The 14,804-nt window shown below is 53.9% G+C and carries 16 protein-coding genes; 8 read left to right on the top strand and 8 right to left on the bottom strand.

What is annotated here, in order from left to right:
* Positions 1-60 precede the first annotated feature (60 nt).
* The 5 genes from ruvB to SH248x_RS12525 all read left to right on the top strand — a co-directional run bounded on the left by ruvB (position 61) and on the right by SH248x_RS12525 (position 3,009).
* Positions 61-1,167: a Holliday junction branch migration DNA helicase RuvB gene (gene ruvB, locus SH248x_RS12545; RefSeq protein WP_459554623.1), complete on the top strand. Its 1,107-nt coding sequence runs from the start codon at positions 61-63 to the stop codon at positions 1,165-1,167.
* A gap of 167 nt (positions 1,168-1,334) precedes the next feature.
* Positions 1,335-1,547, top strand: coding sequence for a hypothetical protein (locus tag SH248x_RS12540; protein WP_459554622.1), 213 nt, complete (start codon positions 1,335-1,337; stop codon positions 1,545-1,547).
* Between the two features lie 43 nt (positions 1,548-1,590).
* Positions 1,591-1,908, top strand: a complete 318-nt coding sequence (locus tag SH248x_RS12535) for a hypothetical protein (protein ID WP_459554621.1) — start codon at positions 1,591-1,593, stop codon at positions 1,906-1,908.
* Position 1,909: 1 nt separating this feature from the next.
* Positions 1,910-2,338, top strand: coding sequence for a gamma-glutamylcyclotransferase family protein (locus SH248x_RS12530; RefSeq protein ID WP_459554620.1), 429 nt, complete (start codon positions 1,910-1,912; stop codon positions 2,336-2,338).
* A 281-nt stretch (positions 2,339-2,619) separates the two neighbouring features.
* A complete protein-coding gene (locus SH248x_RS12525; RefSeq protein WP_459554619.1) occupies positions 2,620-3,009 on the top strand; it encodes a hypothetical protein in 390 nt (129 codons plus the stop codon).
* A 345-nt stretch (positions 3,010-3,354) separates the two neighbouring features.
* Here SH248x_RS12525 and alaS read toward each other — a convergent pair whose 3' ends face one another.
* The 3 genes from alaS to SH248x_RS12510 all read right to left on the bottom strand — a co-directional run bounded on the left by alaS (position 3,355) and on the right by SH248x_RS12510 (position 7,579).
* Positions 3,355-5,967 (bottom strand): alanine--tRNA ligase, encoded by a 2,613-nt coding sequence (gene alaS / locus SH248x_RS12520; protein ID WP_459554618.1) that lies wholly within the window; start codon positions 5,965-5,967, stop codon positions 3,355-3,357.
* Positions 5,968-6,085: 118 nt separating this feature from the next.
* Positions 6,086-6,325 (bottom strand): FitA-like ribbon-helix-helix domain-containing protein, encoded by a 240-nt coding sequence (locus SH248x_RS12515; protein ID WP_459554617.1) that lies wholly within the window; start codon positions 6,323-6,325, stop codon positions 6,086-6,088.
* A 96-nt stretch (positions 6,326-6,421) separates the two neighbouring features.
* A complete protein-coding gene (locus tag SH248x_RS12510) occupies positions 6,422-7,579 on the bottom strand; it encodes an alpha/beta hydrolase family protein (RefSeq protein WP_459554616.1) in 1,158 nt (385 codons plus the stop codon).
* Positions 7,580-7,911: 332 nt separating this feature from the next.
* On the opposite strand from SH248x_RS12510, the gene SH248x_RS12505 reads away from it, so the two are divergent.
* Positions 7,912-8,745, top strand: a complete 834-nt coding sequence (locus SH248x_RS12505; protein WP_459554615.1) for a hypothetical protein — start codon at positions 7,912-7,914, stop codon at positions 8,743-8,745.
* Between the two features lie 12 nt (positions 8,746-8,757).
* Here the strand turns inward: SH248x_RS12505 and SH248x_RS12500 are convergent, their stop codons facing one another.
* Positions 8,758-8,991, bottom strand: coding sequence for a hypothetical protein (locus SH248x_RS12500; RefSeq protein ID WP_459554614.1), 234 nt, complete (start codon positions 8,989-8,991; stop codon positions 8,758-8,760).
* 164 nt (positions 8,992-9,155) lie between these two features.
* On the opposite strand from SH248x_RS12500, the gene SH248x_RS12495 reads away from it, so the two are divergent.
* Positions 9,156-9,833, top strand: coding sequence for a hypothetical protein (locus SH248x_RS12495; protein WP_459554613.1), 678 nt, complete (start codon positions 9,156-9,158; stop codon positions 9,831-9,833).
* 26 nt (positions 9,834-9,859) lie between these two features.
* Here the strand turns inward: SH248x_RS12495 and SH248x_RS12490 are convergent, their stop codons facing one another.
* The 3 genes from SH248x_RS12490 to cyaB all read right to left on the bottom strand — a co-directional run bounded on the left by SH248x_RS12490 (position 9,860) and on the right by cyaB (position 13,222).
* Positions 9,860-11,308, bottom strand: coding sequence for a hypothetical protein (locus SH248x_RS12490; RefSeq protein WP_459554612.1), 1,449 nt, complete (start codon positions 11,306-11,308; stop codon positions 9,860-9,862).
* Between the two features lie 10 nt (positions 11,309-11,318).
* Positions 11,319-12,365 carry a recombinase RecA gene (recA, locus tag SH248x_RS12485; RefSeq protein WP_459554611.1) on the bottom strand — a complete coding sequence of 349 codons (1,047 nt, stop codon included), beginning with the start codon at positions 12,363-12,365 and terminating at the stop codon, positions 11,319-11,321.
* A 287-nt stretch (positions 12,366-12,652) separates the two neighbouring features.
* Complete coding sequence (gene cyaB, locus SH248x_RS12480) at positions 12,653-13,222, bottom strand: class IV adenylate cyclase (protein WP_459554610.1); 570 nt, start codon at positions 13,220-13,222, stop codon at positions 12,653-12,655.
* A gap of 260 nt (positions 13,223-13,482) precedes the next feature.
* Here cyaB and SH248x_RS12475 point away from each other — a divergent pair, with 260 nt between their 5' ends.
* Entirely contained in the window at positions 13,483-13,674 is a 192-nt protein-coding gene (locus tag SH248x_RS12475) for a hypothetical protein (RefSeq protein ID WP_459554609.1), read from the top strand.
* A 77-nt stretch (positions 13,675-13,751) separates the two neighbouring features.
* Here SH248x_RS12475 and SH248x_RS12470 read toward each other — a convergent pair whose 3' ends face one another.
* The gene (locus SH248x_RS12470) at positions 13,752-14,468 is read right to left on the bottom strand and encodes a DUF1264 domain-containing protein (RefSeq protein WP_459554608.1); all 717 of its coding nucleotides are present in this window, start codon (positions 14,466-14,468) and stop codon (positions 13,752-13,754) included.
* Positions 14,469-14,804: the final 336 nt, after the last annotated feature.

The following is a 14,804-nucleotide window of genomic DNA, read 5'->3' as shown; positions in this document are numbered from 1 at the left end:
GAGTCTTCGAACCGCACCAAATCGACCTCCCTCTCTCCTCCATCGAAGATCACTAATTCCATGCCCAGACAAGCCATCATCGGCCCATCCGACTTTGAAGATGACGACGACGATGGCGATCTGTCCGGCCTTCCCGCCTCTCTGGGTGGCACTGCTGGCTTGCCCAGCAGTGTCTTCTCTTCAGATTCCGCTGGGAAGAGTTTCTCCCCCGACGACGAAGCCCTCGACGAAGAACTCCGCCCCCAGCGACTCGACCAGATCGTCGGCCAGAAAAAGGTCATCGACCGCGTCAAGATCATGCTCGACGCCGCCATGAAACGCGGCGAAGCCCTCGGGCACCTTCTCCTCGACGGCCCACCCGGCATTGGCAAAACAACCATCGCCATGGTGATCCCGCGCGAGATGGGAACCGACTTCCAGATCACCTCCGGCCCCGTTCTCAAAGCCCCCAAAGACCTGCTCCCGTACCTGACCCGCGCCACCCAGGGCTCCGTCCTCTTTATCGACGAGATCCACCGCCTCCCGCCCGCTGTGGAAGAATTCCTCTATCCCGCGATGGAAGACTTCCGCGTCGACATCGCCCTCGGCGATGGTCTCAACGCCCGCACGATCAACCTCAAACTCAAACCCTTCACGATCATCGGCGCAACGACCCGCAGCGGCATGCTTACCGCTCCTCTGCGCGACCGCTTCGTCAACCGTGCTCACCTCGACTTCTACGAACCACCCGACCTCGTCGAAATCATCACGCGTAACGCTCGTAAACTGAAAACCGAGATCGATGCCTCCGGCGCCTCCGAGATCGCCACCCGCTGTCGCAGTACCCCGCGCAAAGCCAACAACCTCCTCCGCTGGACCCGAGACTTCGCACAAGTCCACGGCTCTCAAGAACAAATCACTCACGACCTCGCCAGCCGCGCCCTCTCCATGCTCGAAATCGACGCCCTCGGCCTCGAAGAACAAGACCGCCGCTACTTGACGACTCTCCTCCGCATCTTCGGCGGCGGCCCCGCCGGCTTGCAAGCCATCGGCCACAGCATGAACATCCCCCCCGACACCCTGGAAGACGAAATCGAACCCTTCCTCCTCCGCTGCGGCTTCATCCAACGCACCCCCCGAGGCCGAGTCATCACCACCGCCGCCCTCAACCACCTGGGCGTCAAGTAAGTTCCCCCAGGCGAGCGGGGGGTGTCAACCCCCTGTCCCTTGTGCGTACAATAAAGATCACCACGCTGAGTACGAAACACGCAAGCCCTTTCTGTGCTCCACAATCCAATCGCATGTATTCTAAAATGGTCGCGACTCGTTCTCGTTCCAGGCAAAGACACGCCATCATGCACTCCCACATCATCCACCACGGCGGCTACACCCTCTCTTGGTCCCGCAAATGCCCCCACTGCCAACACTGGTTCGCCCTGAAAACTGTCAGCGAAAACGCCGAACAAAAGACCGTCGACTTCCGCTGCAATCACTGCCAGCAAACCGTCACCTACACCCAACATGACCTCACCAACCTCGCTCCCTGGTCCCCTCGCAATCTCTATTGATGGACGCTGATGCCATTGGGATAATACATGTAAGGAGCCTCGCATGATCCAGCTGCCATCTGAAATATCACCCGCAGCAATGCCTCACGTCGAAGTCATCTCCGATCAGATGGCGGAGCGATTTCGGAATTTGACGGATCAGCAGCGATGGGATTTGTTTCGTGAGATCCATCGTTATGCACGATACCTGGTAACAAAAGAGGTTCAGGAAACACTACCCATTTGGAATGAGGAACAAGTCAAACTCATCGTGTCGTACCGCTTCCTCAAGGGCGACGTCCCAATGATTTGGGGTTCCGATTATTTGAAGTTGCGTGACCAGGGACTGATCCCGGATTTTGTGATAAGGCCAGCCTGCTGACATGCTCCACTCCCTCTTCGTCTACGGCACCCTCCGCAAAGACTACGCCGCCTCCCTCCCCACATCGCAACGTGGTCACCGAGTCACCCCGTACGACTCGCTTCTCAATCCCTATGCCCGCTTCCACAGCAACGCCAAAGTCCCCGGCCTGCTTTACAACTTCGGCCCCTATCCCGGCCTGATCCATTCCGACGACCTCAGCCACTTCGTCATCGGCGAACTCCATCACATCACTAACGAAGACGCCCTCTGGCCAACTCTCGACGACTACGAAGGCTGCAGCTCCACAAGCGAAGCACCCCACCTCTTCACCCGCCAACTCACCACCGCCACCCTCGACGACGGCACTCAACACCCCTGCTGGACCTACTACTACAGCCATCCTCTCACTCCCCCCGCCCGCCTCATCCCGTCCGGAAATTATCTCTGACCCTTCTCCCCCGGGGAGAAGGTGGCAGCGCTTCGCTGACGGATGAGGGAACTCTGCGAATTGAACCTAACCTCCAACTTCGTCCCTTCTCCCTTGAGGTGGAAGCAAGGAGTTTGCTCTCGCCGATCAGGCGAGAGTAAACGACGCGGTCGTCTTCTCAGGAATGGTGCCCGAATGGCGGATGAGGGTGGGCGATAGGCAACCATTCGCATACATTACACTAATAAGCACCAGCCAAAACCAACGTCTCGATCGACTTCATTTCACGAATCAACCCCACCATGAACCTCACCAGAAAAGTCCGCACGCGCCTCTTCCTCGTCGTCTGTCTCGTCATCGCGTCCACCTTCTTCTTCGTTCAGACAAATCCATCAGAAGCGCGCGTCACGATCCGCAACGACGGCCCCTCCAACATCACCGATCTCCAGGTTAGTTCGATGTTTGCCAATAAAGAGATCCCGCTCCTTCACCCCGGCGAAGCCATCTCTTTCGTCATGACCAACTCAGCCGGCCAGACCATCCGCATCGCCAGCTTCACCTGCCAGGGCAAACCTCTTTGCCACTTCGCGCACATGACCCGCACGATCGACGAGAAGGGAGAATACTACCGCTTCTCCCTCTCCTGCGACCTCTGCAGCGAAAATGAAAAACCGCCAGAGCCAGCCAAATAACTCCGAAAGGCGAGCGGGGGGTGTCAACCCCCTGTCCCTTGTGCTGACTGTTAAGATCGCTACTGAGAGTACGTCAAACGCATCAATTCTGAGTCTCTATCTACCCACAAAAAGGGCACAAGCTTCTTTGCATTGCGGAACTCCAACTGCGCAAAAAACGGTGATGGCCTCGACCTGCTTTTAATCTTCTGCCCACCAGCGAATGTCCGAATGAAATTCATCGTGTGCAACGCGGGACAGCGGCTCGGACGCAGCCTCGCCCTCCCGATTCCTGCACACAAAAAAAAGGACAAGCTCCATACCTGAAACTTGTCCCCTTCGTGTCTTAGTGGTTCAACCACTCTCTCAAGCCAGCTTTTCGCGATAATACTTCGCCGCGGCTTCCAGAGCGTTTGGAATCCCCGCAGGATCCTTGCCACCTGCTTCCGCCAGATCCGGCTTGCCACCACCGCCACCACCGACCAGCGGGGCCGCCAGCTTGACGCATTCGCCCGCGAGTACACCCTTCTTGGTCAGCGGCTTGCTGACTGCCGCCAGCAGCGTGACTTTGCCTTCATTCTCGGTCGCGAGGAGCAACGCAACAGAGTCCGCCTGATCCCGCAGCTTGTCGGCGAAATCTCGCAGCGAATCCTTCGACCCGCCCACCAGCGTATGCGTCACAATCTTCGTGCCGTTGACCGACTCTGCTGTTTCGAGCAGCTTGGTGACATCGCCCGTCATCGCATCTCGCATGCTCGCTGACAGCTTCTCTTTGGCATCAGCCAGTTCCGTCTGCAGTGCGGTCACTTTCGTCAGCAGTTCAGAAGGCAGGGTTGCTTTAAGCAACTGCTGAAGCTGCGTGACAATCGATTCCGTATCGCGAACCGCCTGGCGCACCTTCGGCCCCGTGAGCGCTTCAATACGACGAACCCCCTTGGAAACACCCGACTCGCTGGTGATCTTCACCAGCCCAACCTGCCCACTGTTGACCAGGTGAGTCCCTCCGCATAGCTCCTTACTAAATTCGCCGATACTTACCATGCGCACGAGATCGGGATACTTCTCGCCGAAGAGTGCCATCGCACCTGCAGCTCGCGCTTCCTCAATCGGCAGCAGTTTCGTCGTGACGGAAACACCCTCTGCAATCTTCGCGTTGACGATGTCTTCGATCTTCTCCAGTTCCTCATCGGTCACTGGCTGACGATGCGAGAAGTCAAAACGCAGCGCATCCGCTTCCACCTTCGAACCACGCTGCAGCGCATTCTCGCCAATAACTTCATGCAACGCATAGTGCAGCAGGTGAGTCGCCGAGTGTGCTCGACGAATCCCTTCACGACGCGCCACATCAACTTCCGCGTCCACCTTCTGACCGACTTTCAGTTCACCCTCAACGAGCGTCCCGATGTGAATCCACAGATTCCCGCCGTCTTTTTGCGTGTCCTGAACCAGGAACTTCATCCCGTCAGACGAGATGACACCCTGATCCCCAACCTGTCCCCCCGACTCGCCATAGAAAGGCGACTGGTCGAGAACGACTCCAATCGGCGTCGCGTGTTGTTTCTGGCTGAACTTATCAACGAGCGCCTTGTTCGAAATGATCCCGACGATCTCCGCAGCAGCATGATCGACGTCATACCCCAGGAAGTTCGTCTCACCCTTCGATTTACGAATCGCATCGAGCGGCCCTTCCGACATGACCGCATCGACCGTCACCCGTCCCGATTTCAGAGAGTGCTCATCCATCAGTGTTTCGTAACGAGCTCGATCAACCTTAAGCCCTTCTTTCGATGCCAGCGCTTCGGTCAACTCAATCAGGAAGCCGTCTGTCTGGTGCAGGTTGAACGCATCATCCCCTGAGAACACACCATCTTTGGCCGTCTTCACATGCGACTTGAAGCGATTCAGCCCACGATCAATCGTATTCAGGAACTGCGTCTCTTCGTTAGTAATCGCCGCCTGAACCGCAGAGACCGTTTCCTGCAGATCCGGATAAGGCTTCTTCAGCATATCGACAACAACTGGCACCAGTTCAGCCAGGAAGTTGTCATGCTTACCCAGCAGATATCCTTCGAGCACCGCCCGTCGCAGCAACTGACGCACGATGTATCCCTGCTTGGCGCTATCCGGCAGGACGTTCTCATGGATACACATCGTGACCGCACGCACGTGATCCGCGATCCGTCGCATCGCACGACCATGCTCTGCTGCGAACTCATACTTGCGACCAATGATCTCCCCAACCGCATTACACAGCGGCCGCAGCGTATCGATTTCGAAGTTACTCTCGACCCCTTGCAGAACCGCAGCCGTCCGCTCCAGTCCCATCCCGGTATCGATATTCTTCTTCGGCAGCGGAATCAGATTGTTCGGCGGATTCCCCTGACGATTGAACTGCGTAAAGACGAGGTTCCAGATCTCGACTTCCTTCCCGCCGGATGCAGGATGGAAGTAAATTTCCGAGCAGGGCCCGCAGATCCCGTCGGGGCCGTCGCTGGGCGATCGGGCTGGCCAGAAGTTCTCAGACTCATCGCAACGCATGATCCGCTTGGCCGGCAGACCGATCTCCTTCTCCCAGATGCCGAAGGCTTCGTCGTCATCCAGATAGACGGTCACTGTCAGCTGCTCGCCATTCAGACCCAGCCACTTCTTGCTCGTCAGAAATTCCCACGCCCAGTGAATCGCTTCCCGTTTGAAGTAATCCCCGAACGAGAAGTTCCCGAGCATTTCGAAAAACGTATGGTGATACGCCGTCACCCCAACGTTGGAAATATCCCCGGTCCGAATGCACTTCTGGCAGGTCGTCGCCTTCGTGAAATCAGGCTTGCCCAGTCCCAGAAACTCATTCTTGAACTGGTTCATCCCGGCTGGTGTGAACAAAACCGTCGGATCGTTGGGCACGAGCACATCGCTGGGCCGTCGGATGCAGCCTTTGGATTCGAAAAAGTTGAGATAGGCGTCGCGAAGTTCGTCGGTTTTCATGTGATCTTTTGGGCAGATAAGTTCGAAAGTGCAAAACGAGATTATGAAAAGCTAGTCACATTTGGGCAACAGTGAAAGCAACGTTCCAAGGCAACCTGGATATGAAGAAGAATCATGGCTAAAAGTCGACCATTCCGCGTTTTGATTCTCGTGAAGGAAGTTTCAACTCAACGCCACCTTTTTTGCCGAAAAGCCTGCTTGCCAAGTCTGCCAGATTTTCTGTTTCAGGCTCCGACAGCGAAGCGACTTGAAGAAGATGTCGCGCGTAGGCCTCCAGCGAAAGTCCCGCCTGTGCTGCCTGAACCCGCAGTTTCCTTTTCACTTCATCCGGGAGGTCGCGAATAGTGATCGTAGCCATAGGATGCTCCTGTATGAAGGCATTTCCCATTGAAGTCAATTGCGATCGCTGTCCATGCTTTTCACACCATCAACATCGCCCCGGAACGAACACGGACTAGTTTCTGAGAACGGCCCGCTTCAGCTCATCCGCAGAGACTTCCAACGGCATCTTGGTCTCTGCAGATCTTCGAATCGCCTCCGCCAGATACCAATTGGCGGGCTGCAGAATCCGAAAATGGTCCGTCCCCTGGATGAGGTGAAAACTCAAATTTCGGTTCTTCAGAGAAATGCTTTTTCCCTGCAGATTTACCACAGCGCTGGCATTCCCTCGCCCACCTTCGAAGACGTAAACCGGGCTTTGAATGTTCTCCACCCAGACGATTGGCGATCGAATGAGGTGCTCCTCCCGACTCCTGACATCGTAAGGAAGATACCCAGATTCAGCCCCGTAACCTGCAACTTGATCCGCCGGCCCAAATGAAAAAATCGCTTTGAACCGATTCGTCGAAGCCGCCACCAGCAGCACCAGCGTTCCTCCCGTACTATGCCCACCCAGATACAGATTCTCAGGATCAACATACGGCTTGCTCAACAGATACTCCGCCGCCGCGAGCACATCATCGACCTCGCCCAGAAAGCCTTCCTTCTGACCAGGATTGTTATTCCCGCCCCGCAGAGAAGGGTACATCATCACCATCCCGGCTTGACGATACTGAGCCGCCGTCTGATCGTTCTCCGGCGGTGCAGGCAGCCAGACCTCGCCAATGGAATTGCAGTCACCCCCCGTGATCCAGATGATCGCAGGATGCTTCTTCCCGTCACCGGGGTCAGGACTGACGTACGCAAACAGTCTGCCAACCGGCGCGTCATACTGGTCAAGTATGAATGTCCCCGATGGCGGCACGTCCACAGGAGAAGAGTCTCGTGGACCAGATTTCAGCCGAGTCTTGAACGATGAGCGAGCCGAGACAAGGGTCGAATCCGTTCGCAACAGACTCGATCCCGGTTGGACACCCGCTGGAGGGGCAGGGCTGTTGGCTGGAGTTGAACTGCCGGGAGTGTTGCTCGTCGTTGAAGCGGGCGCCGTCCCTGCATTTCCTGCCGATTTGCCGAGGATATAAAACGCGACAAACCCAACGATCAGCATCAACGCAACACTTCCGACAATGCCCGCGATCGCAGCTACCGGGTTGTTATTCCCGCTACTCTTTTTTGAAGCCCCACCTTTGGGCCGCGATCCGGACGATGACCTGCCAGACGACGAAGCTGGCATGCGTGGTTGACCTGATCGAGGAGGGAGTTTGCCGCTATTTGACATGAAATCCAAATTGCTCATACGAGGAAAACAAAGAAGACCAGGACGATTCCATGGCGAACCTGACTATTGGAACTGTTTGGAAATTTCGTGGGAAGAGAGAAATCCATCTTCCTTTCCAAACAGTCAGTCTGAAATGTTGCAGGCATCCTGAGCCCATCAGAAAGCCATATACACCGTCAAAAAGTATGCGTGACGAATTTAAGTTAAGGGAAAGTATTTAGATTATTGTAGAGATGTTGACGCTCACGAAGTTAGCATCATTGTGCTTTTGAACAAGGAGTCGGTTCATGCAGGTCGAGTCTCGTGAATACAAAGTCATGCTGGATCATCTTCGTTTTGCCGACCGCAAGCTGGCGCTGCGCGAACTGTGGTTTGATCTTCAGGGAATTGTGCGCAGAGTGGAATTCACGCCGAAGAAAGAAGAACTTCAAAAGCAGCGGCTCAAAAAATTCGACACGCTTGAACGCCGATTGATTTGCTTTCTCGATACCGCTGATCGCGCTTTCAGAAAGAACGATCTGATTCTTCGTCAGCGACGGGTCGTCGAGAAAGAAGAGGGGCGTCTCGAACTCAAAAGCACGGAATATACTTTGAAGTCGCGGCATGCAGATCGTTACTACGTCTCGGGGCGCAAGCTGAAAAAAGGCTCCGATCAGAAAGGGAATGACGATTCCAAGTTCGAAGAAGACATCGGGGCACCGTATCGCAGCCTGTTTACTTACTCGGTCACCATTCAGGGAAAGGAAAAGTGTCCTGAGAAACTTCAGAACGCAGAGCGACTCTTTCCGATTCTGGGTGATCTCAAAATTAATGGAATCAAATGCCCCGGCGAGACATCCGTTGAAATCGTGGGCAACACCCGACATCACGAGCGAATTTATAAGGGGCCTGAGTTCAAGCTAAGCGAGAAGGTCAGCGCAACACTAGCGGTCATTCTTTGGTCCACAGAGTGGAAGACCCGTCCCACAGCGGCAGAGCTGTCGTTTCGCTACGGGGATAAGAATGAGCAATACTCAGGCGACGTCGCGTTGAATGCGTATCAACTCTTTGCTGCCCTTCAGACCCTCGACTGGTGCCAGCCTGATAGTCCGACCAAGACTCAGTTTGCCTACGGCGAGTAAATCATCTTCTTGCTATCGTGTCGTCGAATTCAGAGGAGCCGTTGAGGCTTCTGGTGCAGAGATCGTGCTCTCGGCAGACAAAGGTTTCTCTTCCTTATCCCGTCGGTTCTTCCCGGTTGAGAGAATGACCACAAACTGCGACGCCATGATCGCGACCATCGCTCCCGCCATAGCCCCTGCTGGGGGACCTTTCGGTTTTGGATTCGAGGCAGGAGAGTCTGGAGAATTCGTCTCGTTATCTGTCATGGGCAATACCGCAGAGCAAGCAGGAATGATGGTTGAGCGCTTGTCCGGAGAACTGACTATGAGAACAAGATGACTGGAAGGCAAGCAGCATCTTTGAGGGGCAGAAGAATATCATGTAGAATTCACCGAAGACCGAATCGACACTTTCCGAGTGAAAGCCACCCATGGACGCGATTATCGAGCTTTTCACTGCCAGCGTTGTGGGCTTTGTCCGAGCGGTCTTCGGCCTCCTCGTACTGTTCGTGCAATTTGTTTGCCTCTGCCTCGAAGTGATGACGGGAAGCGATCGTCGTGCCAAGCAACAGTCACCTTCCAGCAAAATTAACGCGGCTTCCGTCGAAGAAACAACCAGCAGTTCCGCCACCGCGTCATCTGAGTCAGCCATTTCGACCATCGAAATTCCTGATCGACCATTTCCCACACAGGCCCAATGGAGACTGTTAACCGCAGGTAGTGTGATTCTGATGGGAATTCTTCTGATGGCCTATGTGCAGTCTCTCAGACGGCAGGACCAAAAACGTCGCGAAGAAGCGACCGAGCTCGCGCTGGAGCAGGCCGCGAACCGGGTTGTCGAGACCTTTAAACATGACCGCAAAGTCGCTCCGGTCCCTGGAATGCTGGCCGAAAAAGACGGCTGGAACAACCCGCTGGAGCTCTTCGTCGACGACTTCGAAGTCGGCTACCTGCTGGTCATCCGCTCGAAAGGCCCGGATGGCAAGTCAGGGACGATCGACGATGAACTGACAATCAAGACCGTCCAGAACGATCCAGCAGAGGCGGCCAAGGATGTTTTTGAGCGAGGTGTGGAGGTGTTTAAGAAGAAGTTTGGGATGAAGGGATGAGGAAAATAAACAAAACCGATATACGCTCACGAAACATTGAAGATGTCAATGTCGTCGTTAGCGGAAGAGAGCGAATGGCTCCACAATTGATTCGGCCAGCCAATTTGTGAATAGTCGGTATAGGCGCCTTGGTATCTAATAATCAGGAACATTAACTTATAGAGCAGCGAAGTTACTCTGCCCACCTTAAATATTATGGCATTATCTATGTCTACTGCGAGAATCTGTCCGTGCGCAGATGGATTTCGTAAATCCGACCAGGCGCCAATGTCATCATTAAGAATGAACGATTTTTCTTTGAGTCCCCGCATTTTGGATTTCGCATTTTCTTGATATAACTGCCCTAACAAGCCGTCAATCCGGTTTCTAAAAGCTACTTCAGACTCTCCGAGGTGTGAAAGATCACATGTTTTTAGGTGTTGCTTGATGTTGTCAACGGCGGTTGATAGTTGAGTAGATCTATCCGGAGAGTCCGGTAATAATATTCTTAGCGTTCCTTCGACTGCAGTTGCTATGCCATTACAATGTTGCTGAAATGAGCCACAACTAGATTCGATCGCGCGGAGCAATAGACAAGAAAGCTCGCAAAGATCTTCTTTTTGTAGAGAAGCAGAATAACTAAAGTAGTGCTGAAATAATTTAAAGAACGTACCTTCACCGGGGGCGCTGATTGCCTGAATAGGAGGACATAAACGGCTATTACGTAAATCTCTAGTAGGGCTACGGATGACAAGTTTACAGTTCCCGCCAATTTGGGTGCAGAAGTAAGACCATTCAACTCCTTTTCCCAATGCGAAGCTAATTGCTTCGCGACATGCCGTTAAGACATTCGGTGGCAATCTGTAGCCACTGCAGTAAACTTCTGGATGTCCTTCAATTTGTAAAAACTTAAAATTCCAGTCGTCAATTTGCCCTACGGTGTGATCTAACAATGTGCTTTTGGACGAGTACCCATCTGCATGTGTTATAGTGCATACTGTGCTGCTGTTGTGAGGAATATTATATTCGTGTGCCGAAACCATGATATGCTCAGTTGGTAGTTCATATTTATGAGGCTCCTCAAAAAATGTGCTTATCGGTTCGGGTCGACTCCATTCCGGACTCTGATGTTCTATTTCAAATAAATCAGCAAGGATTACTCGCTCAGGTGTATGAAGAGAATAAGATTCTGGATAATACGGCAAAACTCGACTCGCGGTCCAAGTCGTGCCTGATGTATCCATTCCCGATAAAGTATAGAATTCAGTATCGGGGACAATGTCCCCAGTAGATATGTTTCGTTGTTGAAATTCAGAATTTGCAAAAAATTTAAGTTTAAGCTTCCCAGTCTTATCTTGGGTAATCTGACCAGGTCCAATAATGCTGTGCTTTTTGTCGTTGCTGACTAGAGTGAGTCTAAAGAAATCAAGCTCTAGTTGCTTTTTGACAACTGTTCGCTTGATTTTATCTAGATCAAAACTGCTTAAATGGAACATGATCGTGCCCTTACGCCATGTTGTAAAGCGCCAACACCTTGTCTTTGACTTCCTTCATCACTTCTGGATTCTCTTCGAAGAACGTGCGGGCTTTTTCGCGGCCTTGGCCCAGGCGGGTTTCGCCGTAGTTGAACCAGGCGCCGGATTTGTCGACGATGCGGTGGTTGACGGCGAGGTCGAGGACGTCTCCTTCGAGGCTGATGCCGCGTTTGTTGAGCATGTCGAACTCGGCGACTTTGAAGGGTGGGGCGACCTTGTTTTTGACGACCTTGGCCTTCATGCGGATGCCGATGGTTTCGTCCCCTTCAGTCAGCGTGGTGATCTTACGGACGTCGATGCGGCAGGAGCAGTAGAATTTCAACGCGCGACCGCCGGGGGTCGTTTCGGGGGAACCGAACATGACGCCGATCTTTTCGCGGATCTGGTTGATGAAGATGACGGTGGTCTTGGACTTGGAAATCGCACCGGTCAGCTTCCGCATGGCCTGAGACATCATCCGGGCCTGCAGACCGACGTGGCTGTCGCCGATATCGCCATCGAGTTCTGCCTTGGGGACCAGAGCAGCCACTGAGTCGACGACGATGACATCGACCGCGTTGCTCTTGATGAGCATCTCAGCGATCTGGAGCCCTTCTTCGCCGTAGCTTGGTTGAGAGACGAGGAGTTCTTCGAGGTTGACGCCGAGGCGTTTGGCCCAGGCGGGGTCGAGGGCGTGTTCGGCGTCGACGAAGGCGGCGATCCCGCCTTCTTTCTGGGCGGACGCGATGACGTGGAGGGCGAGAGTCGTCTTACCAGACGATTCTGGTCCAAAGATCTCGATGATCCGACCGCGTGGCAGGCCTTTGCCGCCGAGGGCGATATCGAGGGAGAGCGCACCCGTCGGAATCCCTGCGACGACCATGTTGGTCTTGTCGGAGAGCTTCATGATCGAGCCTTTGCCAAAGGCCTTCTCGATCTGTCCGAGAGCATTATTCAGGACCGCTTCTTCGCCCTTGGCTCCGCCGGAGGATTTGGATTCGGAAATGTCTTCAGACTTGGATTTTGCTTTGGCGGCCATGTTGTACAGTAGTCCTTTGGGTGTTCCGAGGGGAATTATGGCTTAAACCCCGCAAAGGGGGCATCTTGCGCGAATATTTCACAAGGGATAATATAGTGTACAAGCGGATCAGTCAAGGGGAAATGGGCAGTCACGTGCTGAGAAAGAGCAACCACGGATGAACACGAAGAAACACGGATGGGAAAGTCAGATTGAACCGCAGATAAACGCAGGTGGACGCAGATGGGAGCAAAAAACCTTCGAGAAACTTGGTGCCCTTCGAGGCCTCGTGGTGAAGCTTTTAAGGTTTAAGTAGCGTCTTGTTTCTCGATTAATAGGCGCAGATAACTGCGGCGTTCCGAGGAGGAGAGGCCGAGGGTTTTGGCGAGTCGGAGGAGCGATTCCCGCGTGCTCGACTGGGCGGCGTGGGATTCATCGTCGGAGACGGTTTCGAGTTCGATGTAATGGCCTAGGCCTTTGACGTCGTCGAGGCAGAGTTCGAACGGACGATCTTCCCAGGTGAAGGTATAACGGTGACGGGTTTTAGCCACTTCGCGGACGGCAGTGAAGCCAAGGTTGGAGAGGATCGCGGCCATCGTGTCGAAAGTCGGCTGGCCTTCTGCGAGGTGGGCTTCGTATTCGCGGCGCGACTTGGTCAGCGGGTCGAGCAGGGGGCCTTTGTAAGTCAGATAGGACGACTGCCCGGTGCGTCGGATACGGAGTGCTTCGTCGGTTGTTGCAAAATCTCGACCGGGGTGGTTGTAGTAGATGTCGACCTGATCGATGCTGCCTTCGTCGGTCAGGCCCAGAGGAGCCAGTTGAGCGAGAATGTTATCCGCATCGGTGATGGAGAATTTGAGTTCGATTTCCAGAGGCATGCATTGGGGACCAGGTATCAAGGTACGGACTTGTGAAATGATGATGAAGTTTTAACGCAAACAGACAGACGTGCAAAGATGACGCAGGGCAAACTGTTGATCGCCGCGGAAAAAGACGGTAAGAACAAGGTGTTCTGCAATAATGTTGAGGTCCGTCGTAGTGAGACAACATTCTTGTCACTAGCGATTCAATTCGCGCCAAGAATAACGAGCACGCTTACGTCGAAGTCGACCTCGCGATAGCAAAGAGTGAAAAGATCATGGAACGCTTCAAAGGCCTCTGGCGTGACAGCAAGTATGTCTGGATCGCGTTTTTTCTGGTCGTGATCGTGTTTTCGATTTTGGTTTCGCCGTTGTTTCTGGTCATGATCCCTGGGCTGGCGGGATATTTTGTGTACTTTGCATTTATCCGATATGACGAAAACGGCGTCGATAAGGGTGGCGCCGCGTGAGGCAACGCCACCCATTTCGAGGAAATAACGAGATGGGCACAAACAGGAATATCTGTGCTCCTGAAGAGGGTTGCGAATCAGCCTTTGAACTTTGTGGGCTTATCGTCGCCGCTGGCTGTCCATTGTCGACCAATGGTGTCGATGTCTTTGGGGCCTGGGACAGCGGGGATGTTGTAGCCGATGGTTTCGATGCGGGTCCTGCGGATCTCGGCTGAGTTGACGTTGAACTCTTGATCTCGCTGAGCGATGACGGCTTTGTCTTCCTGACCATCGCCAGTCAGTGACCACATCAGAAGTGGTTCTCCCATGGGAACGGGAGTGTTGGGATCGGGCCAGGTATGCCAGGTCTTGCCCCAGGTGGTGAGGAGACCTTTCATGAAGGTCATCTCTTCTTCGTCGTCCATGCCAGGAGCAATCAGACCACCGCCGAGGACTTCGTAAGTGTGTGGGTGCCAATAGCGTTTTTCGACCTCAGGTAAGGACCTGTAGACTTCGTCCGAGACGATGTATTCGACCCCCAGCAGCTTTGCGTCCTTCTCAGCCGAGCTGTAGAGCAGGCATTGGTGCATACCGCCCGCGACACCGCCGCAGTAGTGCTGCGTGATGATCTGGATGCGGGGATCTTTTTTGGCGCAGTGGATGCCGCAGAAGTGGAGATGGTGGTTTCCCAGAGGAGCCATCATCGTTTTGTCTTTCATCTCGCCGTGGTGGTGATGGTCTGCGGCTTGAGACGGATTGAGCATGGCGGTGGTGCTGAGGGCCCCCAGAGCGCCGAAGAGTTCGCGTCGATTCATCCGTGTGTGTCCCTGTTGAGAGGAGGTCGGAATAAGAGAACCGAATGATCGTACGCGCCTGGTGGTCAATTCCAAGGAACATGGATCGACATGTAAGTGAAACTTGCAAAGTGAAAAATGTCAGTGGAATGACTGCAAATTGAAAAAGAGAGGGTGCGATCTTGTGTCGGCGAGCAATCCCCCGTCTGTCAAGCTGTGACGATTTTCTGGCTGGTGTCGGATACGCACGAGGGTGCGGGGGGAACTCGCCAGCAAATGCTCGGTGAGTATTCAGGGTTTCGTGCAATTGGTCGAAATGTAGATCATTCCGTCGGCGTCGGGCGAGTTGAAGCCGTC

The organism is Lacunimicrobium album (assembly GCF_052161635.1).
Classification (GTDB): Bacteria; Planctomycetota; Planctomycetia; order Planctomycetales; family Planctomycetaceae; genus SXPC01.
This window is presented reverse-complemented; position numbering and strand designations above follow the sequence as displayed.

What these genes read in the sequence shown, in the direction of transcription:
- ruvB (WP_459554623.1), top strand. Translation starts at nt 61, where the DNA reads ATGCCCAGACAAGCCATCATCGGCCCATCCGACTTTGAAGATGACGAC.
- SH248x_RS12540 (WP_459554622.1), top strand. Translation starts at nt 1,335, where the DNA reads ATGCACTCCCACATCATCCACCACGGCGGCTACACCCTCTCTTGGTCC.
- SH248x_RS12535 (WP_459554621.1), top strand. Translation starts at nt 1,591, where the DNA reads ATGATCCAGCTGCCATCTGAAATATCACCCGCAGCAATGCCTCACGTC.
- SH248x_RS12530 (WP_459554620.1), top strand. Translation starts at nt 1,910, where the DNA reads ATGCTCCACTCCCTCTTCGTCTACGGCACCCTCCGCAAAGACTACGCC.
- SH248x_RS12525 (WP_459554619.1), top strand. Translation starts at nt 2,620, where the DNA reads ATGAACCTCACCAGAAAAGTCCGCACGCGCCTCTTCCTCGTCGTCTGT.
- alaS (WP_459554618.1), bottom strand. Translation starts at nt 5,967, where the DNA reads ATGAAAACCGACGAACTTCGCGACGCCTATCTCAACTTTTTCGAATCC.
- SH248x_RS12515 (WP_459554617.1), bottom strand. Translation starts at nt 6,325, where the DNA reads ATGGCTACGATCACTATTCGCGACCTCCCGGATGAAGTGAAAAGGAAA.
- SH248x_RS12510 (WP_459554616.1), bottom strand. Translation starts at nt 7,579, where the DNA reads ATGCCAGCTTCGTCGTCTGGCAGGTCATCGTCCGGATCGCGGCCCAAA.
- SH248x_RS12505 (WP_459554615.1), top strand. Translation starts at nt 7,912, where the DNA reads ATGCAGGTCGAGTCTCGTGAATACAAAGTCATGCTGGATCATCTTCGT.
- SH248x_RS12500 (WP_459554614.1), bottom strand. Translation starts at nt 8,991, where the DNA reads ATGACAGATAACGAGACGAATTCTCCAGACTCTCCTGCCTCGAATCCA.
- SH248x_RS12495 (WP_459554613.1), top strand. Translation starts at nt 9,156, where the DNA reads ATGGACGCGATTATCGAGCTTTTCACTGCCAGCGTTGTGGGCTTTGTC.
- SH248x_RS12490 (WP_459554612.1), bottom strand. Translation starts at nt 11,308, where the DNA reads ATGTTCCATTTAAGCAGTTTTGATCTAGATAAAATCAAGCGAACAGTT.
- recA (WP_459554611.1), bottom strand. Translation starts at nt 12,365, where the DNA reads ATGGCCGCCAAAGCAAAATCCAAGTCTGAAGACATTTCCGAATCCAAA.
- cyaB (WP_459554610.1), bottom strand. Translation starts at nt 13,222, where the DNA reads ATGCCTCTGGAAATCGAACTCAAATTCTCCATCACCGATGCGGATAAC.
- SH248x_RS12475 (WP_459554609.1), top strand. Translation starts at nt 13,483, where the DNA reads ATGGAACGCTTCAAAGGCCTCTGGCGTGACAGCAAGTATGTCTGGATC.
- SH248x_RS12470 (WP_459554608.1), bottom strand. Translation starts at nt 14,468, where the DNA reads ATGAATCGACGCGAACTCTTCGGCGCTCTGGGGGCCCTCAGCACCACC.